At 69.4% G+C, this 25,378-nt stretch carries 27 protein-coding genes; 13 read left to right on the forward strand and 14 right to left on the reverse strand.

The genetic code is table 11. The features are described 5' to 3' along the window. Positions 1 to 23: 23 nt before the first annotated feature. The gene (locus tag ACFRU2_RS04445; protein WP_382967436.1) at positions 24 to 647 is read right to left on the reverse strand and encodes a GAP family protein; all 624 of its coding nucleotides are present in this window, start codon (positions 645 to 647) and stop codon (positions 24 to 26) included. A gap of 183 nt (positions 648 to 830) precedes the next feature. Continuing rightward, positions 831 to 1,646, reverse strand: coding sequence for a class I SAM-dependent methyltransferase (locus ACFRU2_RS04450; protein WP_382967438.1), 816 nt, complete (start codon positions 1,644 to 1,646; stop codon positions 831 to 833). A gap of 267 nt (positions 1,647 to 1,913) precedes the next feature. On the opposite strand from ACFRU2_RS04450, the gene ACFRU2_RS04455 reads away from it, so the two are divergent. Continuing rightward, positions 1,914 to 2,111, forward strand: a complete 198-nt coding sequence (locus ACFRU2_RS04455; RefSeq protein ID WP_382967440.1) for a hypothetical protein — start codon at positions 1,914 to 1,916, stop codon at positions 2,109 to 2,111. A 278-nt stretch (positions 2,112 to 2,389) separates the two neighbouring features. Here ACFRU2_RS04455 and ACFRU2_RS04460 read toward each other — a convergent pair whose 3' ends face one another. Then, positions 2,390 to 2,584: a hypothetical protein gene (locus ACFRU2_RS04460; protein WP_382967442.1), complete on the reverse strand. Its 195-nt coding sequence runs from the start codon at positions 2,582 to 2,584 to the stop codon at positions 2,390 to 2,392. A 465-nt stretch (positions 2,585 to 3,049) separates the two neighbouring features. On the opposite strand from ACFRU2_RS04460, the gene ACFRU2_RS04465 reads away from it, so the two are divergent. Then, on the forward strand, positions 3,050 to 3,256 hold the full coding sequence (locus ACFRU2_RS04465) for a hypothetical protein (RefSeq protein ID WP_382967444.1): 207 nt from the start codon (positions 3,050 to 3,052) through the stop codon (positions 3,254 to 3,256). Positions 3,257 to 3,495: 239 nt separating this feature from the next. Here the strand turns inward: ACFRU2_RS04465 and ACFRU2_RS04470 are convergent, their stop codons facing one another. Continuing rightward, a complete protein-coding gene (locus tag ACFRU2_RS04470) occupies positions 3,496 to 4,815 on the reverse strand; it encodes an amidohydrolase family protein (RefSeq protein WP_382967446.1) in 1,320 nt (439 codons plus the stop codon). A gap of 624 nt (positions 4,816 to 5,439) precedes the next feature. Between ACFRU2_RS04470 and ACFRU2_RS04475 the strand changes: the two genes are divergently transcribed. Further along, complete coding sequence (locus ACFRU2_RS04475; RefSeq protein ID WP_382967448.1) at positions 5,440 to 6,105, forward strand: pyridoxamine 5'-phosphate oxidase family protein; 666 nt, start codon at positions 5,440 to 5,442, stop codon at positions 6,103 to 6,105. A gap of 177 nt (positions 6,106 to 6,282) precedes the next feature. Continuing rightward, on the forward strand, positions 6,283 to 6,864 hold the full coding sequence (locus ACFRU2_RS04480) for a YdeI family protein (protein ID WP_382967450.1): 582 nt from the start codon (positions 6,283 to 6,285) through the stop codon (positions 6,862 to 6,864). Positions 6,865 to 7,140: 276 nt separating this feature from the next. On the opposite strand, the gene ACFRU2_RS04485 is transcribed toward ACFRU2_RS04480, so the two are convergent. After that, entirely contained in the window at positions 7,141 to 8,040 is a 900-nt protein-coding gene (locus ACFRU2_RS04485) for a hypothetical protein (protein ID WP_382967452.1), read from the reverse strand. Beyond that, positions 8,037 to 9,050: an SPFH domain-containing protein gene (locus ACFRU2_RS04490; RefSeq protein ID WP_382967454.1), complete on the reverse strand. Its 1,014-nt coding sequence runs from the start codon at positions 9,048 to 9,050 to the stop codon at positions 8,037 to 8,039. The genes ACFRU2_RS04485 and ACFRU2_RS04490 overlap by 4 nt, the downstream gene beginning before the upstream one ends. A gap of 311 nt (positions 9,051 to 9,361) precedes the next feature. Between ACFRU2_RS04490 and ACFRU2_RS04495 the strand changes: the two genes are divergently transcribed. Further along, entirely contained in the window at positions 9,362 to 10,018 is a 657-nt protein-coding gene (locus ACFRU2_RS04495) for a hypothetical protein (RefSeq protein ID WP_382967456.1), read from the forward strand. 167 nt (positions 10,019 to 10,185) lie between these two features. Here ACFRU2_RS04495 and ACFRU2_RS04500 read toward each other — a convergent pair whose 3' ends face one another. Continuing rightward, positions 10,186 to 11,397, reverse strand: a complete 1,212-nt coding sequence (locus ACFRU2_RS04500) for a pyridoxal phosphate-dependent aminotransferase (RefSeq protein ID WP_382967458.1) — start codon at positions 11,395 to 11,397, stop codon at positions 10,186 to 10,188. A gap of 104 nt (positions 11,398 to 11,501) precedes the next feature. Here ACFRU2_RS04500 and ACFRU2_RS04505 point away from each other — a divergent pair, with 104 nt between their 5' ends. The 4 genes from ACFRU2_RS04505 to ACFRU2_RS04520 all read left to right on the forward strand — a co-directional run bounded on the left by ACFRU2_RS04505 (position 11,502) and on the right by ACFRU2_RS04520 (position 15,311). Further along, positions 11,502 to 12,152 (forward strand): winged helix-turn-helix transcriptional regulator, encoded by a 651-nt coding sequence (locus ACFRU2_RS04505; RefSeq protein ID WP_382967460.1) that lies wholly within the window; start codon positions 11,502 to 11,504, stop codon positions 12,150 to 12,152. A 235-nt stretch (positions 12,153 to 12,387) separates the two neighbouring features. Next, positions 12,388 to 12,927: a hypothetical protein gene (locus tag ACFRU2_RS04510; RefSeq protein WP_382967462.1), complete on the forward strand. Its 540-nt coding sequence runs from the start codon at positions 12,388 to 12,390 to the stop codon at positions 12,925 to 12,927. Positions 12,928 to 13,008: 81 nt separating this feature from the next. Then, entirely contained in the window at positions 13,009 to 13,380 is a 372-nt protein-coding gene (locus tag ACFRU2_RS04515; protein WP_382967464.1) for a hypothetical protein, read from the forward strand. Between the two features lie 584 nt (positions 13,381 to 13,964). After that, positions 13,965 to 15,311, forward strand: a complete 1,347-nt coding sequence (locus ACFRU2_RS04520; protein ID WP_382967466.1) for an alpha/beta hydrolase domain-containing protein — start codon at positions 13,965 to 13,967, stop codon at positions 15,309 to 15,311. A gap of 337 nt (positions 15,312 to 15,648) precedes the next feature. Here ACFRU2_RS04520 and ACFRU2_RS04525 read toward each other — a convergent pair whose 3' ends face one another. The 5 genes from ACFRU2_RS04525 to ACFRU2_RS04545 form a co-directional block, all read right to left on the reverse strand. After that, complete coding sequence (locus ACFRU2_RS04525; RefSeq protein ID WP_382967468.1) at positions 15,649 to 15,846, reverse strand: hypothetical protein; 198 nt, start codon at positions 15,844 to 15,846, stop codon at positions 15,649 to 15,651. A gap of 270 nt (positions 15,847 to 16,116) precedes the next feature. After that, on the reverse strand, positions 16,117 to 16,626 hold the full coding sequence (locus tag ACFRU2_RS04530) for a septum formation family protein (protein WP_382967470.1): 510 nt from the start codon (positions 16,624 to 16,626) through the stop codon (positions 16,117 to 16,119). Between the two features lie 315 nt (positions 16,627 to 16,941). Continuing rightward, complete coding sequence (locus ACFRU2_RS04535) at positions 16,942 to 17,862, reverse strand: GlxA family transcriptional regulator (protein ID WP_382967472.1); 921 nt, start codon at positions 17,860 to 17,862, stop codon at positions 16,942 to 16,944. Positions 17,863 to 17,869: 7 nt separating this feature from the next. After that, positions 17,870 to 18,469 carry an isochorismatase family protein gene (locus ACFRU2_RS04540; RefSeq protein WP_382967474.1) on the reverse strand — a complete coding sequence of 200 codons (600 nt, stop codon included), beginning with the start codon at positions 18,467 to 18,469 and terminating at the stop codon, positions 17,870 to 17,872. Between the two features lie 312 nt (positions 18,470 to 18,781). Then, complete coding sequence (locus tag ACFRU2_RS04545; protein ID WP_382967476.1) at positions 18,782 to 19,348, reverse strand: hypothetical protein; 567 nt, start codon at positions 19,346 to 19,348, stop codon at positions 18,782 to 18,784. Between the two features lie 291 nt (positions 19,349 to 19,639). On the opposite strand from ACFRU2_RS04545, the gene ACFRU2_RS04550 reads away from it, so the two are divergent. Next, on the forward strand, positions 19,640 to 20,074 hold the full coding sequence (locus tag ACFRU2_RS04550) for an HNH endonuclease family protein (RefSeq protein WP_382967478.1): 435 nt from the start codon (positions 19,640 to 19,642) through the stop codon (positions 20,072 to 20,074). Between the two features lie 190 nt (positions 20,075 to 20,264). Here ACFRU2_RS04550 and ACFRU2_RS04555 read toward each other — a convergent pair whose 3' ends face one another. Beyond that, the gene (locus ACFRU2_RS04555) at positions 20,265 to 20,870 is read right to left on the reverse strand and encodes a transposase family protein (RefSeq protein WP_382967480.1); all 606 of its coding nucleotides are present in this window, start codon (positions 20,868 to 20,870) and stop codon (positions 20,265 to 20,267) included. Positions 20,871 to 21,246: 376 nt separating this feature from the next. Between ACFRU2_RS04555 and ACFRU2_RS04560 the strand changes: the two genes are divergently transcribed. Next, positions 21,247 to 22,473: a hypothetical protein gene (locus ACFRU2_RS04560; protein ID WP_382967481.1), complete on the forward strand. Its 1,227-nt coding sequence runs from the start codon at positions 21,247 to 21,249 to the stop codon at positions 22,471 to 22,473. Between the two features lie 444 nt (positions 22,474 to 22,917). On the opposite strand, the gene ACFRU2_RS04565 is transcribed toward ACFRU2_RS04560, so the two are convergent. Next, the gene (locus ACFRU2_RS04565) at positions 22,918 to 24,240 is read right to left on the reverse strand and encodes a hypothetical protein (protein ID WP_382967483.1); all 1,323 of its coding nucleotides are present in this window, start codon (positions 24,238 to 24,240) and stop codon (positions 22,918 to 22,920) included. Positions 24,241 to 24,446: 206 nt separating this feature from the next. Here ACFRU2_RS04565 and ACFRU2_RS04570 point away from each other — a divergent pair, with 206 nt between their 5' ends. Then, positions 24,447 to 24,635: a hypothetical protein gene (locus ACFRU2_RS04570; RefSeq protein ID WP_382967485.1), complete on the forward strand. Its 189-nt coding sequence runs from the start codon at positions 24,447 to 24,449 to the stop codon at positions 24,633 to 24,635. Beyond that, complete coding sequence (locus tag ACFRU2_RS04575) at positions 24,632 to 25,192, forward strand: dihydrofolate reductase family protein (RefSeq protein WP_382967487.1); 561 nt, start codon at positions 24,632 to 24,634, stop codon at positions 25,190 to 25,192. Before ACFRU2_RS04570 ends, ACFRU2_RS04575 begins: the two co-directional genes overlap by 4 nt. The last annotated feature ends 186 nt before the right edge of the window (positions 25,193 to 25,378 follow it).

A 25,378-nucleotide genomic window follows, 5' to 3' on the forward strand; every position in this document is an offset into this window, starting at 1 on the left:
GGAGGGACGACCCCGCCGCCGGGTCAGACGCCCGCCACGCCTTCCACCAGCAGCAGCACGCCGATGGCGACGATCACCCAGGCCATGACCGCCGCCGCATGGGTCTCCAGCCATTCCTTGACCACGGCGAGCGGCCCCAGCGCCTTCGGGCCGGCCACGGTGTGCAGCAGCACCGGCAGGGCGACGGTGCTGGCGGCGACCGCCGTGAAGACGGCGAGCGCCATCACCGCTCCCGCGAGCGACGGACCGGCGGAGCCGACGGCGAGCCCGGCCGCCGCCGACAGCAGGAAGATCTTCGGATTGGCCAGGGCGAGCAGGACACCGAGCCGGAACGCCTTGCCGGGCCCGGCCTCGCTCAGCAGCCGCATCCACCGCGGGGCCGCCTTGCCGTGGCGCACCAGCCACTGGCGGATCCCCAGCGCGACCAGGCACAGGCCCAGTCCGATCCGCGCCCAGGCCGTCCAGGGCCGCTCGTGGGAGGCGAACCCCACCGCGGAGGTCAGCACCGCACACCCGACGGCGGGGACGGCCACCCCGATGACCCATCCGACGAGGAATGCGCTGCTGGTGGGGCGTGCCCGGGGGGTGAACTGCATGAACACGGCCGGGATCACCGTGAACGGCGACACCGCGATCACGACGGCCATCGGCACCACCTCGCCGATCACCTACTGCCCCCGTTCCGAGCCGAAGCCGGCCCGGGTTCCGCCGCGCACACGCACACCGCTCCCCTTCCAGCCGTCCCGCCCCGCACCTCCCCCTCCCTACCTCTCCATCCCCCTCCCTCCTGTGTACGCGCATCCGGGCGCGGCCGCCCGCCGCGACCCGGATCAGCGCCACCCGTGAGCCAGCAGCGCCACGTGCGGCAGCCGCAGTTCCCCGCCCGGGGACAGGAACGGCGCGCTCAGCTCGGCGGCGTGCCGCACGATGCGGGCGACCGCGGCCGGATCCGCGGCGTCCGGCGTCAGCAGCCCGGTCCGCAGCATCTGCTCGATCCCGTCGGACCAGGCGTGCGCGTCGACCCGGTGGTCCCAGGCGACCGTCCGGCAGACGGCCTCGCGCAGCCCGGCCGAGCGCAGCAGCCGCGCGAGCCCGGCGGGGTCGCCGGGGTATCCGGATCCAGGAGGCCGCAGCCGGTCCGGCGCCGGGTGCTGGGCACCGGCGGCGCGCAGCGCCCGGCCGAGCACGGTCTGCCCGGCGCCGGGTGCGTCCGTCCAGCCGGTCAGGCCCACCCGTCCGCCGCGGCGCACGACCCGGCGCAGTTCGGCCACCACGGCTTCGGTCGGACCGGCGTGCCCGAGCACGAAGTTCCCGACTGCCGCGTCGAAACTCCCGTCCCGGAACGGGAGCCGCGGCAGCGCGCCGACGAGCGTCCGGGCGGTGGGTGCGGCCTCGCGGGCGAGTCCCACCATGGCCGCCGAAGAGTCGACGGCCGTCACCGCGGCGCCCCGGTCCGCGGCCGCGGCGGCCACGGTCCCGGGACCGGTGCCGACGTCCAGGACCTTGGTGCCCGGGCCCACGTGGACGGCATCGAGCAGCAGGTGCACGGGCCCGGCGCAGGCGGCGCCCAGGGTCCGCACGTACAGCGCCGCGTGGTCCTCCCAGAGGTCCGCGGCACGGGACTCGTGCTCACGCGTAGATCCCATGGCCACCCTCCGTCCGGCCGTCGAGTCGTCGACTCCCGCGAGATACGGGGCCGGCCCGGCCGCCACACCAGCACACAAGGCACCGCCACCCGGCCACGACGACCGACCGGAGGAATGCACGGATGAAGCGCGGCGGGCTCGGCGGACGGTCGAGGGGTGCGGCGTCATCCCCTCGCTCGTCCGTACGGTCGAGGACGGCCGGGAGCCACTGCGCCATTCTCGGTTCTGAGACGAAGAACACGACGTCATCGAGGAAGGGAGCGGACCGTGATCCGCGCCGAGAGTTCAGTGGCCTACCGCATCAGCCCGATCGCCGACCGTTACCAGGTGTCCACAGCCGAGGGGCGCGTCCTTGCGGAGTACCTCTCCCTGGACTCAGCCGAGTGGGCGGTCCGCCACCACCTCACCCCCGTCCCCGCCGCGGTGCGACCGTACGCGTCCGAAGCCGGGCCCTCCTTCGGCTGAAGCCGGCCACCGCGCGAACCGCGACCCGCCGCCCGGCGAGAGACCCTCCGCCCGCGAGGTGAGGCGCTGCCACCGACTGCTGGAAAGCTGCCTGCCGGACGCCGCGGCCACGATCGCGGCGCGGCACTGCCCGCGGGGCCGCCCGCTTCGCGCGTGCTGTTGCCGCCCCGGAGCCGACGTGATCCTGCAACGGGCTGTCCGTCCGGAAGCGCCACGAGCCGGCCCCGTACGGGGCCGACTCGCAGCGGCAGGCCGGGTGGCCTTTCAGGGGGGCGTGGTCAGCGGCCGGACCCCGCCCCGTCCGCGGCGTACCGCATGGGCGGCGCTGTGACGGTCGCCTTGGACTTGAAGCAGTAGATGCACGAGCAGGCACGTTCCTCTTCAGTGCGTACGGGCAGCGCCATCGGAATCAGGCGGACGTCGACGGACTCGGCCTCGGCGGACGGCGCGCGCATGGATGTGGTGACGGTCATGGCTTTCCTCCTGGGAAGCGTGGTGGACTTACGCACCAGCAGACCCGCTGCGGCCCTGATCGCGTGTCGTCCGATCGGCCCCCGCTCCGGACGGCGCACCGACCGTCACCCTGCGAACACCACCGCGCCTGATGCTCCGGACTTGCCCTGTCATCCCGCCGATGGCCTGGACCCGGCGGACCCCGACGACGGGCTGAGCGGCGCGACCGGTCAATTCGGCGCCGAGCAGAGTGATCTCCACAGGTGGTCTTTCGGGAAAGGGGAAACGGACCCAACGCAGGGCGAAGGGTGTCCACCTGGACGAGGGGATTCGACTCACTCGGTGCGAACGCCCGCCGGAGGACCGGATACCGCGCCCGCCCGCCCCCGTACATCCTCCGGCCGACCATCCGACGGGAGGACATCCGGCGCCTCGGCGTGATGGTGTGCTGGACGGGACGGAGCCCCACCTCAACGGGAGGAACCATGACCACCGTCCTCAGCGCACAGCAGCCCGGCCCGAACAAGAGCAGCGACGACCTCACGCTGACCCCACTGCCTCACTGGCAGTCGATCGCAGAAGCCGTCCTGCGCAAGGACGCCTGCGGCGCCCTGTGCATCCACGCCTGCTTCACACGGGCCTCGTCCGTGCCCACCCGCACCCGTGCGGCACAGCCGTCGGCATGGGAATGACGTCCGCGCCGGACATCGTCCACGACAACAGGCCGAACTGGCCCGCTTCGGATCCCGATGAAACCCCTTGCCGTGGATACGCGCGGCAGGGGGCTTCGTCCTGCCGTGCGGGGTCCGTTCCCCACCGGCTCAGGAAGCCGCCCGCTCATGCATCGGCATCCGGCTGCCGCCGAGGGCCAGGACCAGGACGACCAAGCAGCCGAGCTGTCTCGGCAGCCCGCTTTCAGGGCTCGGCGATTTCAGAAGGAGTCGAGGTGGGCGTCCACGTCGGGGTAGCGGGTGACGGATGGCCGGTCGATGATCGTGCCTCGGGCGACGACCATCAGCGGGTCGACGAATGCCCGGAATCCGTCGAGCGGGTTCGAGCCGAGGACGACCAGGTCCGCGGCCTTACCGGGCTCGATCGAGCCCGTGACCCCGTCGATGCCGAGGATCCTCGCATTGGTTCGCGTAGCGGCGTTCAGCGCCTGGGCCGGAGTGAGTCCTCCGTAGCGCACCACAAGATCCATCTCGCGCCAGGCGTCGTAGTGGGTGACAAAGGTGAGTGCCGAGTCGGTGCCCATGCCGATGCTGATCCCGTGCTCCTGAGCAGTCCGGATGCCCTGGATCATCTCGTCCAGGACGAGTACGGCGTTGGCCTTGCTGATGTCGTTGATGCCGGTGACCTGCTGATCGAGCTTCACCAGCGGCAGGCACGCCGCGAACGTCGGAATGAGCGCCGACGTCCCGTTCAGCGAGCGCGGATTGTCGAGGAACAGGCCGATGATCTCCGAAGTCATTCCCGCGCCGTGCTCGATCGTGTCGGCGCCGGCGCGCAGTGAAGCGAGGATGCCCTCCTTGCTCTGGGCGTGTGCGGCGACGAGGACGCCGGCGTTGTGGGCCTCGTCGCAGATCGCGGTCATCTCCTCCTCGGTCATCTCCGGCCGCCCGGCGTGACCGATGGTGCGGGCATCGGTCACGCCGCCCGTGGCCGAGATCTTGATCGCCTTGACGCCGTGCCGCAGATTGAGACGCGTGTTGCGGCGGGCCTCCCAGGGCGAGTCCGCGATCAAGGCGATCTGCGGAGCACCGTGCCCTCCGGTCACCGCGAGCAACGGCCCCGACGCGAGCACCCGGGGACCGACGTACCTGCCCCGGTCGATCTCATCCGCGACCGCGACGACCTCGTAGGCGACGTCACCCACGGTGCGGATCGTGGTCACACCCGAACGAAGCTGTGTCAGGACGTTGGTCTTCGTGCGCCGTTTGAAGAACCGCCTGCCGACCGGACTGTGCGAGAACAGCGAGACCAGCCCCTGCGTGGACTCGTTCGTCAGGATCGCAGGAAGCGGTCTGCCGTCGGAGAACAGATGGGCGTGCGCGTTGATCAGACCGGGAACGACGTAGCGTCCGGCCGTGTCGATGGCCCGGTATCCACCGGGTACGGGCGTCGTCGCGGTGGCCCCGACCTGCTCGATCTCTCCATTGGTGCCCACGACGACGGTTCTGCCGGGCAGCACGGTTCCCTCCGTGTCACCGGTGACGATCGTGGCGTCGGTCAGAGCGAACCGTCCTGCCATGATCACGCTCCTTGCGGCGAGGTTGACCGCCTGCCTGGTTGCGAGGCGCTGGACCAGTCGACCTCAGATCGCAACCGCCCGCCATCGCAAAGGGCTCGCGTGCCGACCGCTTTTCGCCGGCATCACCGGGTCATCCAGGAGCGCTAGCGACGCGACGGCGAAGTACGCCGAATGTCCTCGGCCCGCCTGGCGAACGCCTGCAGCCGGCCACGGACCGTGTCCTTCGCCAGACCCAGACGGGCGGCGAACTGGCGGTGCCCCATACACAGAGAGCGGCCATCCCCAGTCTGGCCCCCGAGTAGGGCGGCCGCCGCCCGCCTCGGGCGCAGAAACGGACGAGTCCCCAGGTCACCCCGGATCTCCCCGGGACCACCCATGCCCCCACGGTGCCAGGACCGAGGAACGCAGCGGGCACTCCAGCTGGCCGGCTCGCAGCTGTCGCTCCACCAGCAGCGCGTCCGGGTCCACGATCAGCACCGACAGCCTCCGCGGGGTCGGCAGGGGCGATACGCGAGCTGCGATGGCCGCGCTGCGGACAGGAACTGCCCCCGTTCGCAGACACGCGCGGCAATCGGCGGCTCCACCTGCCGGGCGGACCTCCAGCCGATGCCTAGAGTGCCCGATATGTCTGCTACCGCGCGTACCACCGCCCAGCGTTACCCCGAGCGGGTCACCTACGACCGCGACGCCGTCTACGCCATCCTGGACGAAGCTCTCGCCGTCCATGTCGGCTTCGCCACCGAGGACGGGCCGGTCGTCATCCCGACCCTGCACATGCGTGAGGGGGACCGGCTCCTCCTGCACGGCTCCGCGTTCGGCCGTTTCATCAGCACCGCCGCCGCCGGGGCGCCGCTGTGTGTCACGGCGACTCTGATCGACGGTGTCATCCTGGGCCGGGCCTCCTCCCACCACTCGGCCGCCTACCGCTCCGTCATGATCTTCGGCAAGGCCACCCCGATCGAGGACCCGGCAGAACGCGCCGACGCACTCGCCCGGGTCGTCGAAAGCGTCGTCCCCGGCCGCCTGGACGGGCCCTACGCCGCCCGGCGCCCCAGCGTCGAGGAAGCCCACTACACCGCGTGCCTCACGCTGCCCATCGAGGAGTTCTCGATGAAGGTCCGCGCCGGCTTCGCCCGCGACGAACCCAAGGACGACGCCGTCGAGGCATGGGCGGGATGGATCCCGTTGACCACCGCCCCCGGTACCCCCGTCCCGGACACCATCACCGGCACCCGCTTCCCCGCCCCCGCCTACGACCCCGCCGTCCACCGCTTCCGCCAGGACCGCTGACCCGCAGAGGGCAACCGCGAGCACCCCAGCAGGCTAGCGACCCCGCCCGTGACGCCCGCCTCAGAGCCGCGCGTGTCCGCTGGGAGGCCGGATCTCCCGGCGGAGGACGTCAAGTGCGGCGACACTGAGGACCGAAGTAGGTCAGTATCTGACCTATATGACCTTTAGCCTGCAGTTATGCAGAAACACGAGGACGGCGTCGAGATTCTTGTCCCCGCGAGCCAGGCCGAGTTGGAGGCATGGCTCGAAGAGCATCACGGGGAGCGGACCGTGCTCTGGGTGAAGATCGCCAAGAAGCATTCCGGCATCCCGTCGCTCACCTGGGAGGAGATGGTCGACACGGTGCTCTGCTTCGGCTGGATCGACGGTCTGCGGCGCGGCTTCGACGACACGTACTTCCTGCAGCGCACGACACCCCGCCGCCCGCGCTCGCCCTGGTCGCAGGTGAACGTCGGCAAGGCCGAGGCCCTGATCGCCGAGGGGCGGATGCGCCCCCGAGGCCTCGCCGAGGTCGAGGCGGCGCGGGCGGACGGTCGCTGGGCGACGGCATACGCCTCGCAGAAGAACGCCACCGCACCGCCGGATCTCGTCGAGGCGCTCGACGCGAACCCGGCGGCGCGGGCGTTCTACGAGACGCTCGGCAAGTCCGACCAGTTCACCCTGTATCTCAGCCTGGTCACCGCCCGCACGGAGAAGACCCGGCTGGCCCGCCTGGAGCGGATGGTGGCGACGATGGCGAGGTCCGAGCGGCCATCGTGATCAACGGTACTGGGCGTTCCGACGTGGCCGGTGAGGCCCAGCAGGACCAAGTCGATCGACCACGGCTCCTACTCCGGTCCGTGGCAGGACACTTGGAAGGTGACGGTGCAGGTGCGGGCGGCAGAGCCTCGTACGAGACCGGGGCGGTGTCCCGGTCGGTTGTCGCCGACACCAGCCGCATCGGCGGGCCGACTTCTTCCGGCACCACAAGCCTCGTCGCGCACGGCACGGGCGGTGGGGTCTGTGGTGGCCACAGCCGGTCGTAGGGCAGGGCGCTCAGGTCACCAGGTGCAGCGATGTTCCAGCGATGCCCAGCCGTACGCTCTGGCCCCAGGTCAGCTCCAGCGCATCGCTCTCCATCCCGTCGCCGAATACGACGATCCGGTCCGACTCCACGGTCAGTTGCAACCCCTGACCCCGCCCGAGCTCCCCGGCGACCCTCGTCGTACCGGTCGCGGGAGAGGGCCAGGCCTCCCGTACGAACCACAGGAGCCGCTGCTCGCAGGGTGCGGGCAGTTCGGCGGAGCTGCCGCGCTCCAGCCACAGGGAACGCAGCCAGCCGGTGGCACCCGTGCCCGTGCCCACCAGCACGCCGGAGGATGCCTGGGCCTCACCCTGGCCGTTGTCACCGTCGGAACCCAGGCGGTAGCGGGCCGTCTGGTGACCGTGCGAGCCCAGGTAGATCTCGTTCAGCGCGAGAAGGCGCTGGGTGTCGTCGGCGACGGCCTCGACCATGGTCAGCTCCTCTGCCCGGCCTCCGGCAGCGATTGCCGCACGCAGCAGCGCAGCCGTGTCGGCGCAGCGGTGACGGACCAGGACTCCCGGGTTTCGCCCCGGGTCGGTGTCGATGCCCACCACCGGCTGTCCGCGCAGGTACTTCGCGGTATTGGCGACCAGGCCGTCCTGGCCGACCACGACCACCACGTCCTCCGGGGCGAACAGGAAGCGGTCCAGGTCCGCCCGCTCCACCCGGGAGCTGCGCCAGGTGAGCGGCACGGCCGCCGCCACCTCCCGCAGCGCCTGCCGTGTGCGTTCGTGGCGGCGGACCACCTCGTCGATGGACCGGCCCCGGCTGGAGAGGAAGAACGCGGCCTGCCCGTGCGTCCCGTACCGGGCGAGCAGTTCCTCGTACTCGGTCCTGCGGTGCACGATCACCGCCCGTGGGGCCAGGCTCACGCGCCTGCGCCGCCTTCGGGGCGTCCGAGCTTGGCGAGGAGCCCGGTGAGGACGTCCGGAGACACCGTGATGCTCTCGATCCGCGGCAGGTTCTCCGCCAGCCGGGTCGCGGCCAGCGCCTGCAGCGTGCCCGGGCCGGCTTCGTCGTGCACGCGCAGCCAGGCGGCCTGGACCTCGGCGCGCGCCGTGCCCGTCTCGCGCTCCGCCTCGGCGTCCGCTTGGGCCAGGCGGACCTTTCGGGCCGCCTCGGTCTCGGTCCGGATGCCGTCCGCCGCCGCCTTCTCTTCGGCCTCGCGGCGGGCGTTGGTGCCGCGTTGGTCGATCAGCTGCTCCTCGCGCCTGGCCAGTTCGATCTGACTGGCCAGCTCGTTCTCGGCGATGGCACGCTCACGCTCGACGGCGACTGCCCGCCGTTCATAGGTGGCCCGGTCCGCCTCCTGCTGGATCTGCTCGCGGGCCGGGGTGCGCAGGGCGCGCTCCACATCGGCCTCGGGGCGGATCGCCACGACCCGCACGGCCACCACATCGATGCCGGTGGCCGGGAGTCTGGGCTCGGCGGAGAGACCGGCGGTGACGCTCGCCCGCACGGAGGCGACGCCGTCCACCAGAGCGACGGCCAGCGCAGTCCGGGCCAGTACGTCCAGCGTGTGCTGCTGCGCGGTTTCGGTGAGGAGAGTGGCGATCTGCTCCAAGGGGGCCCCGCGCCAGCTCCCGGTGTCCGGGTCGACGGAGAAGTCGAGTCGGGCCGCGGCTTCGGCCGGGTCGCTGATCCGGTAGGTGACGGTGGCCTGCACGGCGACGTCCTGAAAGTCGGACGTACGGGCGTGGAACGCCATGGCCAGCTCCCGGTCGTCGACCGGGACTTCGGACAGCGCCGCCGACAGCGACCGGTACCAGAAACTGAGCCCCAGCCCGTCGTGGACGAGCCGGCCGCGCTTGTGGTGGCGGATGTGTGTGGTGGGCGCGGAGCGCAGATGACGCCAGCCGAAGCGCCGGGTGATGTCGGCCATGGCGAACCCCCTTAATTTCGTCAACGCGACGATAACGAGATGTGTCCATATCGTCAAGGGGACGAAAAGGGGCGTTGAGATGCTAGAAGGGCGGTTCGGCGGAAGGGGGCCCCGAGACGGGGCGACTGCCGGAGGCGCTCACGCTCTCGGACCCGGCCGTCGCCACCGCGGCAGGGGAGTGGCCCGTGCCAGGGGTGGTGGGAGCAGGCGCTCGCCGCGTTCCCCGCGGACGCCACGGCACCGGGGTGGGGGTGCCAACGGGAACGGTTAGGGTGCGTCGGGAAGGTGATCGCGCACCCGTGGGGGATGGAATGACAGTGCACAGGCCCGGACTGCCGCAGGATCTGCCCGCGCCGGAGGTCTTGTGGGCCCGGTGGAGCGTGGTCGCCGTGCTGGAGGCGACGGCCGAGGCGGAGCAGCGGCCGCCGGTCCACCGCACGGGCTGCTGGATCGACGACCGTGGGCTGCACCTCGACGACTGCGGCTGCACCTGGTGGACGTTGAAGCCGCTGGGCGGGGGCCGGTTCGTGCTCTTCGGTGAGGACGAGTCCAGCGGGGTCAAGTGGCACGAGCCGCCGGTCGACATGCTGGCCGGGGCTCCGGACTGGCTCCCTCACGACGAGCTCCGGGAGCTGATCGCGGGGAACGAGCTGGGGTGCGTGTACTGGTCCGAGAACGGGTCCTGGGCGCGGGCGCCGTACCCGGCGGACCTCGATGACGACGGTCTCGACTGCGGGTTGAGCCGTTTCGTCAACGAGGACGAGCTGTTGCGGGAGCTCGACGGCGGGCCGGTCCTCGGGGAGGGCCGCGTGGAACTGGTGCGCCACGCAGAGCGGTACGAGCTGACGCCGGAGCTGCTGGAGACCCTCGTCCGTGATTCGGGCGGCGAGCCCGCCGACCTGCCGGCCATGCTGCGCGCCCTGCGGCGCTCGGGCCTGTCCCACGGGAGCCCGCAGCCGGCCGCGTGACGTCGGGGGCTTCCCCGGCGAAGGGGAGGCGGGACGGCTGGCCACGGCAGCCGCCCGCGCCGGCCTTCCCGAACCCGCCCTGGCCGCGGCCGTCGCCTCGTCCCGCTGCGCACGGACGCCGAGAAGCCGGGGCACCCGTCCGTCGTGTGCTGTGTGGTCACCGCCTTCTATTGGCGGTACCCGCTCAGGAAGCGGCCGATCCGGCTGATCGCCGCGTCCAGGTCGTCGGCGTACGGCAGGGTCAGGATCCGGAAGTGGTCGGGGCGGGGCCAGTTGAAGCCCGTGCCCTGGACGACCTGGATCTTCTCCCGCAGCAGCAGGTCGAGCACGAATCGCTCGTCGTCGTGGATCGGGTGCACCTTGGGGTCGATGCGCGGGAACGCGTACAGCGCGCCTTTCGGCTTCACGCAGGACACACCGGGGATCTCGTTCAGCTTCTCCCAGGCGCGGTCGCGCTGCTCGAGGAGGCGGCCGCCCGGGGCGGTGAGCTCCTTGATGGACTGGCGTCCGCCGAGCGCGGCCTGGATGGCGTACTGGGCCGGGGCGTTGGGGCACAGTCGCATGGAGGCGAGCATGGTCAGCCCCTCCAGGTAGCTGCGCGCGTGCTGTCGGGGGCCGCTCACGACCAGCCAGCCGGATCGGAACCCCGCCACCCGGTACGTCTTCGAGAGCCCGCAGAAGGTGAGGACGACCAGGTCGGGGGCGAGGACGGCGGCGCTGTGGTGGACCTCGTCGTCGTACAGGATCTGGTCGTAGATCTCGTCGGCGAAGACCATCAGACCGTGGCGGCGGGCTAGTTCGAGGATGCCTTCCAGGATCTCCCGGGGGTAGACGGCGCCCGTGGGGTTGTTCGGGTTGATGATGACCACGGCCTTGGTACGGTCCGTGATCTTGGACGCCATGTCGTCGAGGTCCGGGTACCAGTCGGCGGACTCGTCGCATACGTAGTGCACGGCTTTGCCGCCCGCGAGGGTGGTCACGGCGGTCCAGAGCGGGAAGTCGGGGGCGGGGATGAGGATCTCGTCCCCGTCCTCCAGCAGTGCCTGGACGGCCATGGAGACCAGCTCGGAGACGCCGTTGCCGAGGAAGACGTCGTCCACCGTCACATCGGTCAGGCCGATGGCCTGGTAGCGCTGGACGACCGCCCGGCGGGCGGAGAGCACCCCGCGCGCATCGGTGTACCCGTGGGCCTTGGGGAGCATCCGGATCATGTCCTGGACGATCTCCTCCGGCGCCTCGAAGCCGAAGGCCGCCGGGTTGCCGGTGTTGAGGCGCAGCACGCTGTGGCCCGCCTCCTCCAGCGCGTTGGCGTGCTCGATCACCGGGCCCCGGATCTCGTAGCAGACCTCGCTGAGCTTGCTCGACTGCCGGAACTCCATGCCGTGCCCTCCCTGTTCCCGCTGTTCCCGTAACTCCGGACTTCTTGCTTGGTTTTACCAAGTGTGACCTTGGAAAGTCCAACATCTTGTCTAGACTGCGCTGCATGTCACCTCGTCAGCCACGCCGTCGAAGCTACGACCAGTACTGCGCCTCGGCTCGCGCCCTGGACGCGGTAGGGGACCGCTGGACCCTGCTGATCGTCCGGGAGCTGCTGGCCGGCCCTCGCCGGTACACCGACCTCCACGCCGACCTGCCCGGCGTCTCCACGGACGTACTGGCCGGCCGGCTCAAGGACATGGAGGCGCAGGGCCTGGCGACCCGCCGCAAACTGCCGCCGCCGGCGGCCTCGACCGTGTACGAGCTGACCGCGCGAGGCGCCGGGCTGCTGCCCGTGCTCACGGCACTCGCCGAATGGGGTGCACCCGACCTCGCCGAACGCCGCCCCACCGACGCGCTGCGCGCGCACTGGTACGCCCTCCCCCTGCTGCGCCGCCTCCCGGCGACCGGGGGCCCGGCTGTGGTCGACGTGGTCCTCGACGAGGGCGTGTTCCACGTCCGCCTCGGCCCGGCCCAGGAGGGCGTGCCCGTCTACGGGGACGGGCCCGCCGACACGGCGGACGCCCGCCTCGTACTCGACGCCGACACCTGCCGGGAGCTCGGAGAGGGCGCGCTCGGCGTGGTACAGGCCGTCAGGGCGGGCCGCCTTCAGGTGCACGGCGAGGGCCCGGTGGCCGACGCGCTGCGCGGGGACTGACCCGCAGCACGAGGCCCCGGGACGCCCGTCCCGGGGCCCCGGGGGTGTGCCACGCCTGGTATCACGCGCGGCCCGTACCAGAGCCAACCGTGATCATGAAGGGCCGTAAGGGTATTTATCTGGACAAGAGTTGTGCATAGAAATGATCTAGGTCGTCGGCGGGGCCGTTCGTTTCGACCCGTGCAGCCCCAACCGACGACGGACAACGCACAGCACCACCAGAAGGGGCACCCACGTGTCTTCAGCCATATTGTCACGCACCACTCTGCGCCGCGCCGCCGTCACGGTGGCGGGATTCACCGCGGTGAGCGTGTTGTTCACCGCGGGAGCCGCGCACGCCGCCGACGCTGTGGAAATGAGGGCTGGTTCCGGGGCGGAGCAAGTGGACCGCGATGGCGGATCGCTGACGGTGGAGCAGATCGTGTTCGCCACCAGCGGGCTCGGGACGCAGGCGGTGGCCGAGGCCGAGGGTGCGATGGCGTCGGGGCAGCCGGGCGCGGAGGTAGGACCGGAGCAGCGGGCGTTCCCGATCGCCGCGGTGGCGATTGCGGCTGCGGCCTGGTGCGCGAGAGGGGCCGTCGCCAGCATCCCCACCTCGGTGCTGAGTGACGTGGCCGACGGCAAGTTCTCCGGCCAGGGCACCTACGTGAAGAACGCGATCATCGGCTGTCTCGGTGGTGAGATCGGCGGCTTGGCCTGGAAGGTCCTTCCGGGCTGGGTGAAGAACAAGGCCGTCTCGATGGTCGCGGCCTTCATCATCAAGTACATCCGCTAGGCACAGGCATTCGTCCGCCGGCCGGGGTCACCCCCACGGGTGCTCCCGGCCGGCCCGGGCACGCGTATGAGGTGGCACCCCATGGTTTACGTGTTGTTCGTCGGCTTCGTCGTGATGGCTCTGGTCTCACTGCTGGCCGCCGTCACCGGTCATCGCGGTCTGGCCTGCGACAGGCACCACGGGTACACGGTGCCCGCCGCCGTCGCGGCGGATCCGGCGCTGGTGAAGAAGGCGAACGAGCTCGTCGCGCACTGGTGCACGGGTGCCGCCGTCCTCAGCATCCCACCCCTGATCCCCCTGTTCCCCATGCTGACCGGCGACCGCGCACCTCTCTCTATTGCCCAGCTCGCGGCGCTGGCGGGATATGGCTTCGTGGTCGTTCTCATCGCAAGCCATCCCTTCGAGAAGATCAAGCAGATGGGCGCCATAACCTCTCGGGGACCCCGAACGTGACGCACCGCGGTCGTCGCCACCGACAAGGTTGCCCCTCCGAGTGCGGTGGCCGACAGCGTCCGAAACACCGGCGCGGAGGAGTCCTACACCCTCACCGGCAGTCCGGCCACGCTCTCACCCAGCGGTCTCGCGGCCTTCCACGAACGCGCCGTCGACGCCGCCAAGGCAGGCGGCCCTGCCGAGGCCCCTGGTCCCTGGCCGCTCCTGCTCCCCGCCCCTGCAGCCGGCCGCCGCGCGCATCGGCCCGCAGACCACTTGGATGCCGACGGTCTGGACGGCGGCGGGGAGGGCCTGGCTGTGCTTGAGCGCCGCCTCATCGGCGTGTCCCGCACGCAGGGAGGACTCGGCTCGTCCTGTTGGGTCAGGCCCGCAGGCCGGTAGGGGACAAGGATGCTCGGCTGACTCCTGTGACGCCAAAGGCACAGACCGGTGCCGCTCGGCGTGAGAGAGGAGCACCGATGTTCTGGCGGCGTTCTCGGCGAGATGATGCCGATACCCCCTTGCAACGATCACTTCCCAGCCGGCAGGCCCCAGGGCGGCGTCCCATCGTTGTCGTCCAGTCGGCGTCTGCGCGGACCGCGGTCTTGCGCAGGCCGTCGCTCCGGCTGGAGGTGGCCCTGCTGGCTGCCCTGGCGGTCGCGGTGCCGGCCTCGGAGGCCCAGGCGCTCCCGCGTTCCGTTGCCCTGACCGTCTCCGACAGCTCGCCATCCGCCGACCCGCCGGTGAAGAAGGGCGACGACCGGCTGAGCCGACCCTCAACAAAGTCTCTCGGAACGTTCGATGGCATCCGCTACGTGCAGTACGACGGCATCTTCGAAGGAAGCACCTCGACGGGCCGGTTCCGGGTGCCCTACCGGATCAGCGCCCCGGCGGACCCGGACGCAGCCAACCACACGGTGCTGGTCGAACCACCGCACTTCGGGATCGGAACCGGAGTGCTGGACATCTACCTGCGCCGCGACTTCCTCTTCCGCCGCGGCTTCGTACACGCCGCGGTCGGCTGGAGCACCGTCGACAACCGCATCCTCGACCCCACCGTCCCGGGCACCTTCATCGAGGGCGGGATCGCAGAGGACGAGTTCAGGACGGACGACGAGATCATCACCGAGTTCGCCAAGGTCCTGCCCACGCAGGCGCGCTCGCTGACCGGCAAGGTGTCACGGCGCTACGCCACCGGCTTCTCCGACAGCTCCTACCCGATCCTGCGCCTGGTCCACTCCGGGGCGGCCAAGAACGTCTTCGACCTGGCGCTGCCCATCACCACGGGGGGCCTCGACCCCCAGTCCGACCTCGCAGCAGGCCGCTTCGACGGCAAGATCGTCATCGTCAACTCGGAATCCGACGACCAGGCCGGCCTCACCGACCGCGCCGTCGCACCGCACAGTTACCGCTTCTACGCCGTGGCCGGCACCCCGCACGTGCCAGACCCGCTGGACGCACCGCTCGAAGGCCTCCCCGTCAACGGATCCACTCCCGCCACCTTCGTCCCCGCCCTCCACGCCCACTTCCTCCAAGGAGACAACTGGGTCCGCAAGCAAACCGCGCCACCGACCAGCACCCAGCTGCGCACCGCGACGGACGGGAGCATCGTCCGCGATGCCGTCGGCAACGCGATCACCGAGGACCGTACCGGCCGCCGGGTGCCGCGACTGCCGTACGTCGAGCTGGGCGAGGCCCGCTACATCACCGGATTCATCGGCTCCTACGACAACGTCCGCACGGTGCAGGAACTCGGCTTCAGCGACCACGCGGCCTACCTCAAGGCGTTCACGGCCAAACTCGGCGACTACCAAAAGGCCCGCTACATCATCCCCGAGGACGCCGCCGACATGCGTCGACGAGCCGGCCTGTGCCCGACCCTCACCTTCACTCAGACCTACCGCGACCACTACCCCGAGTACGTCGCCATCCGCCACTGCCCCATCCGCTAGCCAGCCCGGCCTGACTGCGGGCTCTCTGGGCCCCTGACCTGCTGCTGCGGCACTCGGCACCTCTTCGTCGAGCTCCGTCCGAAGTGACCGCGGCAGCCTCAGCGGCCCTCGGCGTGGGCGACGGCGTCGGCGAGCTGGTCGTGGGTCCCGCTGCCAGGCCGCAAGAAGCGCGCCTGGGTAAAGGGGCTCCGTTCAGTCCGGCCGGCCGGGTCTGGTTCGCCTAGGGGTCCGCGGCTGGCGGAGGCGAATGCTGATGGTGCTAGGGGCGGCGCGTGACAGAGCCCGGCCGTCTGATGGTGGGGCCCGGCCGGGCTCTGCGTGTGTGGGGTGGGGCTGCTCAGATGCCGTCCTCGCGGGGGCTGAGCTCGTCGCGGAGGAGGTCTTCCTCGCGGCGGCGTTCGGTCCCATCGGGGTCCTTCCCGCGGGAGGGCGGGGCGGTGTCGGGGTGGACCGGGTCCTGGCCGGGGCGCCGCATGCGCTCCTGCTCTTCGCGGCCCTTGCCCGGCTCCTGGTGCTTGTCCTTCATGCCGCCCATAACGGTGACTCCTTGATGCGTAGGGTGGGGTTCCTCCTACCCCACGCTGACACAGGGCGTCACGGGGTGCACCTTTTCGGTTGCTGTGAGTGTCCGAATGTGGTCTTGGTCCGGCGTGGCGCATCGGAGTGCGGGGCGGGGTCTGAGTGCCGCGGATGGGTGCGATCCCCGGCGGGGTGTCGGCAAGAAAGACGAAGCGGGGGGTCGTACGAGCCGGTCGGTTACCTCGACGTCGGACAGGAGGACTCGGACGGGCGGGATCCGTCGGACCTAGGAGGCGGAGGCGCGGACCGAGCCGGTGCTGGAGCCGCTGGCGGTACCCACGAAGCAGGTGATGTCGCGGTCGCCGAAGGCCCAGGACGAGGGGTGCGGGCCGTAGAAGTAGAGGTGCAGCGTGTCGGGGAGTTCCGTGTCGCCCACGTAGTCGGTGAGCGCCGTCGTGGCGGTGCACTTCTCCGTGGCGAGCGTGACGATCTTCTTCGCCCCCGGGAACGGCCCTTCGGGCAGGGAGAACACGGCGTACACCTCAGCCTTGTGGGGCTTGTCGCAGGGCACGGTGTCCACCGTGGGGGCGGCGATGCCGCTGGCGTCCTCGTTGTAGTCCTTCAGATCATCTGCCGTGTTGAAGCAGTCCCCCTTGCGGAGGTCCTGAATGTCCTCGGAGACCGCACGGGGGGCGTGGACCAGCACTCCGGTGAGTCCGAGGAGCAGCACGAGCACGACCGTCGCGACGCCGAGCACGCCGTTCCTCTGCGACGGTCGGCGGGGTCGTCTGGACATACGGGTGTCCTCCTTGTGCAGAGGATGAGATGCAGCCGGCGGCCGGGCGGTGCACCACTAACCACGCTACTCCGCGCCGCCGGGGGTGCACCTGCGGGAGGTTCCCACGGCGGGGGGACTCGTTCGAGGGGCACAGAGGTGCTGGGTGAAGTTGTTGATCACGGAGCGGACCGGTCTGCCCAGCCCCTGTCCGTCGGCATCTCGGGCGCGAACCTGCACGACAGGCAGTACTTCTGCCCCGGACGGCATCACCACGAGGAATGCCCGTCTACTAAGTGTGCGGGGAGGGAGCCGTCTTGCACTGGTGCGTTCGTTTCACTGTCGCGTTCGGGCTGTGCGGGCGCGGAGGCGGCGCAGCATGCGGGGGTCCTCGAATCCGACCGCGCGGGCAGCGGCATCAATCGTTGCGCCTCGGCTCATGAGGTGTTGGGCGCGTTCAAGGCGGAGGGTCTGCTGGTAGCGCAGGGGGGTGAGTCCGGTGGCACGGCTGAAGAGGCGGGTGAGGGTGCGTTCGCTCACGCCGACGGCGGCGGCGAGTGTCGGCAGGGGGAGCGGTTGGTCGAAGCGGGTGTCGATGAGGTCTTGGGCTCGGTGCACGGTGTCGTCGAGGTGGGACCGGTGTCGGAGCATCGCGCTGGACTGCGGGTCGTGGCCGTTGCGGCGGGCGTAGACGACCATGTCCCGGGCCACTTGGGCGGCGGCGGCCGGGCCGTGCCGGGTCGAGACCAGGTGCAAGGCCAGATCGATGCCGCTGGCGATACCGGCCGAGGTGATCACCCGGTCGTCGGCGGTGAACAGGACATCGCGGACGACCACCGACCGGGGGTGGCGCAGGGCCAACTCGTCCTGCAGCTCGTGGTGAGTGGTGCAGCGGCGGCCGTCGAGCAGGCCGGCCTGGCCGAGCGCATCGGCTCCGGCACAGACGCTGGCCACCGTCCCACCCCGAGCGTGGTGGTCCCGGAAGACCTGGAGGGAGGCGGCGCCGATGGCGGGCCCATCGGCCAGGACGCCCGGCCACCAGCCGGGCACCGCGATCAGATCCTCGGGCCCGAGCTCGGGCCATGTGAGCTCCGCCAGCAGCGGCAGGCCCTGGGCGGTGGAGACCTGCGGCTGCTCGGCGACGTAGGCGAGCGTGTAGGGGTGCCCGAAGTCGGCCGCGGTGGAGAACACCTGCGCGGGGCCGGCCAGGTCCAGCAATTGGACTCCGGGAACCAGGAAGAAGACGATGAGGCTCACGATTCGGTCATCGTACGGGTTCCGCCGTGGCCTCCAGCTCGTCGAGCGTCGCGATGGTGGCGAAGCGTCCGGCGAGCGCGTACTCGGTGCGCCTGATGACCTCTGCGGACGGCAGCGTACGGGGGTCGGCAAGCAGCTCGGCGACGCTCTGGTCGGCGGGAGCGTCGCGGTGGGGAACGGGGTGCGTAGCGGTCGCGTCGATCACGAAGGTGACCTCGTAGCCAAGATCGCATGCGACGCGGGTAGTCGTCTCCGCGCACTGCTCGGTACGGATACCGCAGACGGTGAGCTCGCGGATGCCGCTTACGGTGAGGAGCTGTTGCAGGTTGGTGGTGGTGAAGGCGTTGTGCGATGACTTGTGGATCACCGGATCCCCGTCCACCCGCTCCATCTCCGCCATCAGCCGGACATGGCCGAGTGCCGGGTCGAAGACATCGCCGGCGCCGGGCTCGGAGTGCAGAACCCACACCACCAGGTCCCCGGCCTGCCGGGAGATCCGGACCAGGCGGTTCACCTTCTCGGCGATATTCGGGTCGGAGATCGTTTCCCACAGCGGCTCGGCGCGGAATGACTCCTGGACATCGATGACGATCAGTGCTCGGTTCATGTCCCCAAGCCTGGCCCGCACGGGTGGCCGCGGGACAGGCCGCATCGGGTCCGGCAGCGGACTGATCCGGTCACCAGGGGGTCAGGTAGTCATGCAACGCGGGCAGGGCTGCGAGACACTGCGCGAGATCTGCGGGCAGCCGACGGTGCCGTCCCACTTCCCGCTCAGTTGATCAATCAAAGTCTCGCGCCTCGGATTCATGCAGGAGGCGACGGCTTGTCCGCTGTCGGTGGCCGACCTGGCCAACTGCGAGGTTCTGACCGGGCTTCCGTGACGACTACGGCTGAAGGGGGACGTAGGCCGTCGAGACTCCTACGGCCACCCCAAAACCGATTTCACCCAGGTCTCGGAGGGCGGTGCGTCGTGGACTGTGCCGTTCACCAACCACGAACCGTTCCACTCGACGTTCCACACCTGGCCAGAGGCGTTCTCGAACTCGACGAAGCTCCCCGGTGCGCCTTCGACGAGCCTGAACTCCCGCATCAGCCCGTCGTGTGTGGTGAACCCACGCGCCGGGCCCACGCTGCCGCCGCCGGTCCGGGTGTTCTCGTAGCGCATCCGCATGTATGGAGCCGGGGGCCGGGAGAGGATCGTCGGCCGCAGCATGCGCTTGAACCGCAGAAGGGCCTCATCCGGGCTTTCGTCCCCGCGGAACTCGCACTGGTACGCCGGGAAGACCGCTGAAACGACCTCGTTCAGGGCCTCGTTCCGCCCATGGTGGTAGCCGTGCACGGACGGTGCGGCCGCTACCACCGCGTCGAACTGGTCGGCGGCCATCGTGAACGGTCGGGAGCCCGGTCCGCGCCCGAGCCGGTGCTGCCTCGCGAACTCAAGAACAGCGCTGGTCAGCCCCTCGTTGTGGACGTCCAGCGAGTTCATGGGTAGGCCCACCGCCCGTCAGTGTCCATGGCGAGGGAGAACATGAAGCGCGACACGGGTGACCATCGCCAGGCCAAGGGCAAGCCAGGCACCTCCTCGGCGTTCCCGAGTTCCGTGAAAGCCTGTTCGATGTTCATGTCCGTCATCTTCTCCTCCACCGCCAGGTGCATGATCGGGCGGCGGGCCGTCGATTCCAGTACCCGCAGATGGCGTAGCCATCACGGAGGCGCGGTCAGAACCAACTGCGATGCGCAGAGCACCAAGTAGAAGGGCTGCTCCGCGAGGAACGATGTGTTGATCGCCGAGGCGATCGAGGCCCCGACCGTGGGAGCCGGCTGCACCATCACCGGGGGCGCCTGGCACTCCTACTACGACGACGTTGTCGTCTCCGGACCGGCTGGGATCGATATTGACCACATCCCGCTCGCGGAACTCCACGACTCCGGTAGCTACGGCTGGACGACGGAGTGGCGCCGGCGGTACGCCAACGACCTCGGCTCCGACGTGACCATGGTCGGTGTCACCGAGCGCTCGAACCGGCAGAAGTCCGATCAGGACCCGGCCACGTGGATGCCGGCTCCGGCGGTGCACTGCCGGTACGTCGGGGAGTGGGTGGCGACCAAGCACCGGTGGGCGCTGTCGGTGGACCAGGCCGAGCGTGAGGCGTTGCTTAGGTACACGGCCGGCTGCCCGAACGCGACGTTGGCCTTCGACCGGGCCTCCTGACCCGGCGGCAGTCGGCCGGCCTCGGCGCGGGGCTCTACACCGGGTCCGGTGGAGAGCCCCGCGCTCGTGTGTGGCGGTCGGCGCGAGTACGTCCTCGCCCCCAGACAAACCCCACGGCGCACTTCTCCCACCACAGCCCCCGATCTACCCGAGGGTGAACATCGACCCCGAGCCGCGCTCCGGCGCAGACTTATGGCTCACGGCGTGTCACCGAGGACGGAATGGAGCCCGGCGAGGAACGCCGTCTGGTGGCGCCCCTACGGAACGCGAACTCGTCGATCCCAAGGACCGTGACTTGGCCGGACGGCGGGTCCGGGAGCCGCTGGACCTCCCGCACGATCACGTCCCGGCTCGCCCGCACCGGCAGGTAGCTGACAAGCCGGGCGTCGGCCCGGCCACCGACGGCCAGCCCGATCGCCTGCACCATCCTCGCGACCGCCAGCGTGCGGCGCTGGTACGGCGCAGTCAGGTGGTTCACCTGTTCCGCGACGGTCGGGCGAGAGCACAGGCCGTTGTCGCAGAAGAACCGGCGGATCCGAAGCCGCAGCAATACCCGTCGGCCACCCAGTGGACGATCCGCCAACCGCCGCGTGTACATGCTGTGCACGCGCGACGCCGGCACGCCGCACGACGGGCACGTCACAGTCTGCTGCCGAGCATGCAGGCCGATCCAGACCACGTCCCCGACGACGCCCACCGAGTCGACCGCCAGTCCCTCGACATCAGGCCACACAAGATTCCAGAAGTGTTCGCCCCCCCCCAGACACCATGCTGGATAACGGACATCGCGGGTCATGGCGGATGTTTAGAACTGACCATCACGAAATATCCGCCACAGCCGATTTCAGGAAGCTCCATCATCGAGCCGCTCCGCGGCCCGATCTGACTCTGCTCCATAAGGGCGACACCTGCGGTTCTCCCTGGCGTCAAGCCGACAGGTTGGGGAGGCTGGAAGGGTGGAGAGAGAGCCAAGGGTTGTAGTGCAGCCACCAGATCCTCGAGGTTTGCGCGAGGTCTGGGTTAGAGGCAATCCAATCGGTAGTGCATGGTCAGCGCGGGGACTGCGCCGCCTGCTTGATCGTGCCGGTCACACCGAAGTGAAGGTCGACGAGCGGGAGACCGTGGAATGGCTTGGTGGTGAGCTGTGGCCCGATCGGGGAGCGAAACGGCGAATGACTACTGCCGTTCTGGTCGCCGGGCTACTCGGATCCATGGTGCTCCTGATTTCTGTAGGGAATGTCGACGCTTTTGCCGCACCGACCTTTGCTGGTCGGATTACTGGCGTCCTATTCGTTCTAGCGGGCTTCACCGAGGGTATCTCGGCGATCGCCGCCCTCGACTATGGAGGGAAACGAGAATGGCGATATTCTGGCGCAACCGTACTAGTTGGCACACTAATCACGCTTGCCTCCAACGCCATTTTTCTGTGGATGTGGTTTGAGGTAAGGGAGTATGGAACACCTCTCCTCCCAGTCTTCGTTACGCTCACAGTATGGTCCCTCTGGGGTATTTGGCTTCTTTTTAACGAGAAGGCGTGGAAGGGTTTCCCGTCTCCAAAGGGATTCGCTGTGGGTGTCACGCTTACGGCGGTTTTCACTGGTGCTAACCTGGCATACTCCTCCATGTATCAGCCGTCCGCAGCCCTCACACGGATCGACGGAACCGCAGATTTCGGGAAACCCGTGGTAGTTCAGGACATGATCCACCTACCAGTCACATTTCAGGTTCGTAACTCCGGGACAATCCCAGTCTACGTACTGCATAGCCTGTTCTCTGTATCGGGTGAGCAGTACAAATTCACAGGGCCCGAATACGGAACCGTGAAGCGCCCAATGTGGCAAGAAGACTTGGAGAATGACCAAGACGTCGACTTGTACAGCAAGTCTCCAGTGTCCATTTTGATCAGCACTGGGTACTTTGTAAATCCCGGCGCGTGGCTCGGCCCAGGTGACAAAATCTCCCTGGTTAAAGTTGTCCATATCCCCAGAATCGCCCCCTATCAAACAATTTACGCCAAAACTAGGGTCGTCACCATGCGGAGGGACCGCGGAGATTTTCGCACTTTTGAGGTAAAGAATGACTACTCTTGGAACTCGACTCATGGAGTGAGCGAGGAATGTGAAAAGCCGCCGTGTGATGGGCGCGTCCGATTTCAGACCTACGTCCGCAATGTTAATAACATCATCAACGTAACGAGAACTCCTCGACTTCTCACAGCGTTCTGGTGGATGAAGGGGGATGGAAACGACTCCGACGTCCACGCTAATATTCGATCCAGGAATGCGGACGGGAATTTGTCTTCGAAGTTTGAAGACAACCGTAGATATGGCGTAGAAGCGTACGAGTCAGGAGCCATTGCGCTCCCCTTCCAGACCCTTCTCACACCTCCCCCAAAATGATCTACTGCCGCGTGAAGTTGGTCCAGCCGTTCGGTGATGGGGGACCGGCTGGTCTTGTTCGATTCGAGCATCACGCAGACGGCGACCTCATCGAACAGGAGGGCGGCGCGGCGGAGACCGTCCTAGTGCCCCTGAGTTACGGCCCCGCCGCCAGACCCGGTCCGCGCCCGCGAGCAGACCGAACAACTCACAGCCAACGCCGCCCCCGCATGCCCACCTGACCACCACCCAGATCTACGTGCCGGCTGGGCGCGACGAGATCGTCGAGGCCGTGCGGGCACATACCCAGGGTGACGGCTGTGCGGGCTGGATGAAATGCCGCCCGCTAGGTCCTGTCCGATGGGCCGTCCTCGTGGTCTGAGAGGATCGGGGCGAGCACTGCCGGTCGACTGCACTCGCATGTTCGTGCGGGACTCCACCCGGGGGCTGGAGCGGCGACGACTATCAGGAAGTGGTGTCGGCGAGGATCGCACGACGGGCGTCGATCGCGGCGGCAAGCAGGCGTTCGTCCAGCATCGTCTCGCCGTCCCTTGTGGAGTCGTTGACCGGTATGCGGGTACGCCGGTCGATCAGCGCCGTCAGTGACGGCAGCGCGGGCATCGCTCGCCGGCCCATTCGTGCGAGGCCTTCCGAGTAGTACTCGCCAATCCCGTAGTCACCTAGGTGCGGTGTCATGAGAGCGAGAAGGCGGGGGAGAGCGGTGGGTCCGGCGTGCCGCAGCCATAGCGGAGCGCATGCCGCCTGAATGCGGCCAGGCCGTTTGAAGGTGAGGTTGTACAGCTGGGCGGCCTGCCGGAACGTCAGCGGGCCCGCGTCCAGTAGGGCCGAGAAGATCTCGTGGGCACGTTGAAGTCGCCCGGTGTCCACGGGCTTGGCTTCAAGGACCGCCGCGGCCGCGGCGCTGTCGTACGACGGCGGCGGGCTGCCGGAAGGTCGATGGGCCTTGGGATACGGAGCGAAGGGGACCTCGGCGATCAGTGCGCGGTGTGTCCGCATGGCAGCCTCCGAGATGGAGGCGGTGGTAAGGGCTTCGGCCAAGGCCGGGCTGATCCCCTCTCCGCAATGACGGACCAGCAGGGGCAGGAGTTCGACCGGGGCCGCCCGCCAGTCATGACACGCCTCCCGGGCCAGGCCGGCGCCGATGTCCCGGGTCGCGGGATCACCGACGAGTCGCGCCACCAGGGCGTAGACGTGACGCTCGCGCCCCAACCTGTACAGGACCCAACCCCAGCGCCACCCGACTCCGTCCAGGTGACGCGCCGCCTCCCGGGCATCGGCGAGCAGCGCCCTATCGAGCAGCGGCCATTGCCGCGGAGGGGCGCCGCTCAGGGTCTCCAGTCGGGCAAGGAAGCGGACGGATGCCAAGGGGTCGTCCTGCAGGTGCGCAACAGAGCCTCGGAGCCAATCGGCGAGAGCAGTGCGCACCACGGGCTCGGTGAGTTCACCGAGAGCCCGGAGCGCGACATCGCGGCTTCCGGCGTGCACGACGAGATACGCGGCCCGGCGCCGTACCTCTTCGTCAGGGTCGGTGAGTCGAGCGAGCGCGGCCTCGGCGGCTTCAGGCCAAGGGCGACTGTCCCCGGCGGATGACAGGAGTTCCATGGCCTGACGACGTACGAACGCATCGTCGGACCGTGAGAGCAGAAGCAGCCGGACGGCTACAGGGCCGGCGCGATCGGCCCGTATCGCGGCGATGATCGCGATGCGGGCAGGGTGGGCAGCGGTCGTGGCGTGTCCGGTGGACACGGCCTCGTCCAGCCACTTCATCGGACGGGGCGGTGGCCGCCCTTCCGCGCGGAGAATTCGATCATGCGGCAGATCATGCCACGCACAGCAAGTGCTGGGCCACGACTTTGTCCTCTGCAGACAGGGACACTCGCTTGCTGCAGAGCCAGGGCGCGCAAGGCTGAACCCGCGCGACGTGGGGTTGCGTTCGGCCGGGCGCGCCGGAATGCCCGGCCTCGCGAGGTTCGATGGCCAGCGACTCGCAGAGAGCCGTGACCGTCTACGCCCCGGACGCCGATGTCGTCGTCCAGGCCGAGCTCGCCGCCGACGTCAACCAGCTGCCGTTCGCGGCCCGGCTCGCCGCCGCCGACTCTGAGGCCGTCGGCGAGCTCGCGGCGTTCCTCACCCGCGCTGTTACCCCTGGAAGCCGGGCATGAAGCACGACCAGGGGGTAGTCGCCGCCCTCCGGGAAGAGCACAGCGCCATCGGCCACCACCACGAGGAACTGCACGCTGATGGGACGCTCGACGCCTGGACCGAGCTGCCCTTCGGCGAGACCCGCTACCGCGGCGAAGACGACCCTGACCGCAATCCGATCTGCGACTGCCCCGGGCAGTGGCCGCTCGCCTTCTGCCTGGAGTGCGCCGGCTGCCCGAGTGCGAGCAGTGCTCGTGCAACCGTCCCCACCTGCTGTGTGGTTCACGCTGAGCGACGCTTGGCCCGGACCTGGCCGGTGCGCGAGATCCGTGACCGCCACGAGCACATGAAGGTCGTCGGGAGCCTGAACCTCGTGCAGACCCTCCTGCGCGAGAAGCTCTTCGACCGTCTCGACCTCTGGCTGCACCCGATCGTGCGCGGTGTCGGAAAGAAGGTGTTCGACGACGGCGCGGTGCCTACGAACGTCACCCTCCTCGCACCCCCGGCAGCCAGCCCGAAGCGCACGGTGTACCTGCGCTACGGGCTCGTCGACGGCACGCCCGCGACGGGGACATGAGTGCACCCGATCGCGGTGTCGGAAGCGACGACTGAAGTCGCCCCGCGCTTGGCGGGTGCGTGTACGGCGATGGCCGGGACCTGTCTCCCCGGTACCGGCCGTTGCATTCCATCGCGTTCACCCTGGACCCGTACGAGTGGTCGTACGGACGGAATGCCGTGGGGCGGGAGTGTCGTCGTCCCGCCC

The organism is Streptomyces sp. NPDC056883, assembly GCF_042788835.1.
GTDB lineage: Bacteria > Actinomycetota > Actinomycetes > Streptomycetales > Streptomycetaceae > Streptomyces > Streptomyces stoeckheimensis.

Bases quoted from the DNA above. Each gene is read 5' to 3' on its own strand.
- ACFRU2_RS04530 (WP_382967470.1), bottom strand. From the start codon at position 16,626: ATGTCCAGACGACCCCGCCGACCGTCGCAGAGGAACGGCGTGCTCGGC.
- ACFRU2_RS04555 (WP_382967480.1), bottom strand. From the start codon at position 20,870: ATGACCCGCGATGTCCGTTATCCAGCATGGTGTCTGGGGGGGGGCGAA.
- ACFRU2_RS04495 (WP_382967456.1), top strand. From the start codon at position 9,362: ATGACAGTGCACAGGCCCGGACTGCCGCAGGATCTGCCCGCGCCGGAG.
- ACFRU2_RS04565 (WP_382967483.1), bottom strand. From the start codon at position 24,240: ATGAAGTGGCTGGACGAGGCCGTGTCCACCGGACACGCCACGACCGCT.
- ACFRU2_RS04490 (WP_382967454.1), bottom strand. From the start codon at position 9,050: ATGGCCGACATCACCCGGCGCTTCGGCTGGCGTCATCTGCGCTCCGCG.
- ACFRU2_RS04475 (WP_382967448.1), top strand. From the start codon at position 5,440: ATGTCTGCTACCGCGCGTACCACCGCCCAGCGTTACCCCGAGCGGGTC.
- ACFRU2_RS04445 (WP_382967436.1), bottom strand. From the start codon at position 647: ATGGCCGTCGTGATCGCGGTGTCGCCGTTCACGGTGATCCCGGCCGTG.
- ACFRU2_RS04570 (WP_382967485.1), top strand. From the start codon at position 24,447: ATGGCCAGCGACTCGCAGAGAGCCGTGACCGTCTACGCCCCGGACGCC.
- ACFRU2_RS04545 (WP_382967476.1), bottom strand. From the start codon at position 19,348: ATGAACTCGCTGGACGTCCACAACGAGGGGCTGACCAGCGCTGTTCTT.
- ACFRU2_RS04505 (WP_382967460.1), top strand. From the start codon at position 11,502: ATGTCACCTCGTCAGCCACGCCGTCGAAGCTACGACCAGTACTGCGCC.
- ACFRU2_RS04500 (WP_382967458.1), bottom strand. From the start codon at position 11,397: ATGGAGTTCCGGCAGTCGAGCAAGCTCAGCGAGGTCTGCTACGAGATC.
- ACFRU2_RS04560 (WP_382967481.1), top strand. From the start codon at position 21,247: ATGACTACTGCCGTTCTGGTCGCCGGGCTACTCGGATCCATGGTGCTC.
- ACFRU2_RS04460 (WP_382967442.1), bottom strand. From the start codon at position 2,584: ATGACCGTCACCACATCCATGCGCGCGCCGTCCGCCGAGGCCGAGTCC.
- ACFRU2_RS04480 (WP_382967450.1), top strand. From the start codon at position 6,283: ATGCAGAAACACGAGGACGGCGTCGAGATTCTTGTCCCCGCGAGCCAG.
- ACFRU2_RS04515 (WP_382967464.1), top strand. From the start codon at position 13,009: ATGGTTTACGTGTTGTTCGTCGGCTTCGTCGTGATGGCTCTGGTCTCA.
- ACFRU2_RS04575 (WP_382967487.1), top strand. From the start codon at position 24,632: ATGAAGCACGACCAGGGGGTAGTCGCCGCCCTCCGGGAAGAGCACAGC.
- ACFRU2_RS04540 (WP_382967474.1), bottom strand. From the start codon at position 18,469: ATGAACCGAGCACTGATCGTCATCGATGTCCAGGAGTCATTCCGCGCC.
- ACFRU2_RS04525 (WP_382967468.1), bottom strand. From the start codon at position 15,846: ATGGGCGGCATGAAGGACAAGCACCAGGAGCCGGGCAAGGGCCGCGAA.
- ACFRU2_RS04450 (WP_382967438.1), bottom strand. From the start codon at position 1,646: ATGGGATCTACGCGTGAGCACGAGTCCCGTGCCGCGGACCTCTGGGAG.
- ACFRU2_RS04465 (WP_382967444.1), top strand. From the start codon at position 3,050: ATGACCACCGTCCTCAGCGCACAGCAGCCCGGCCCGAACAAGAGCAGC.
- ACFRU2_RS04470 (WP_382967446.1), bottom strand. From the start codon at position 4,815: ATGGCAGGACGGTTCGCTCTGACCGACGCCACGATCGTCACCGGTGAC.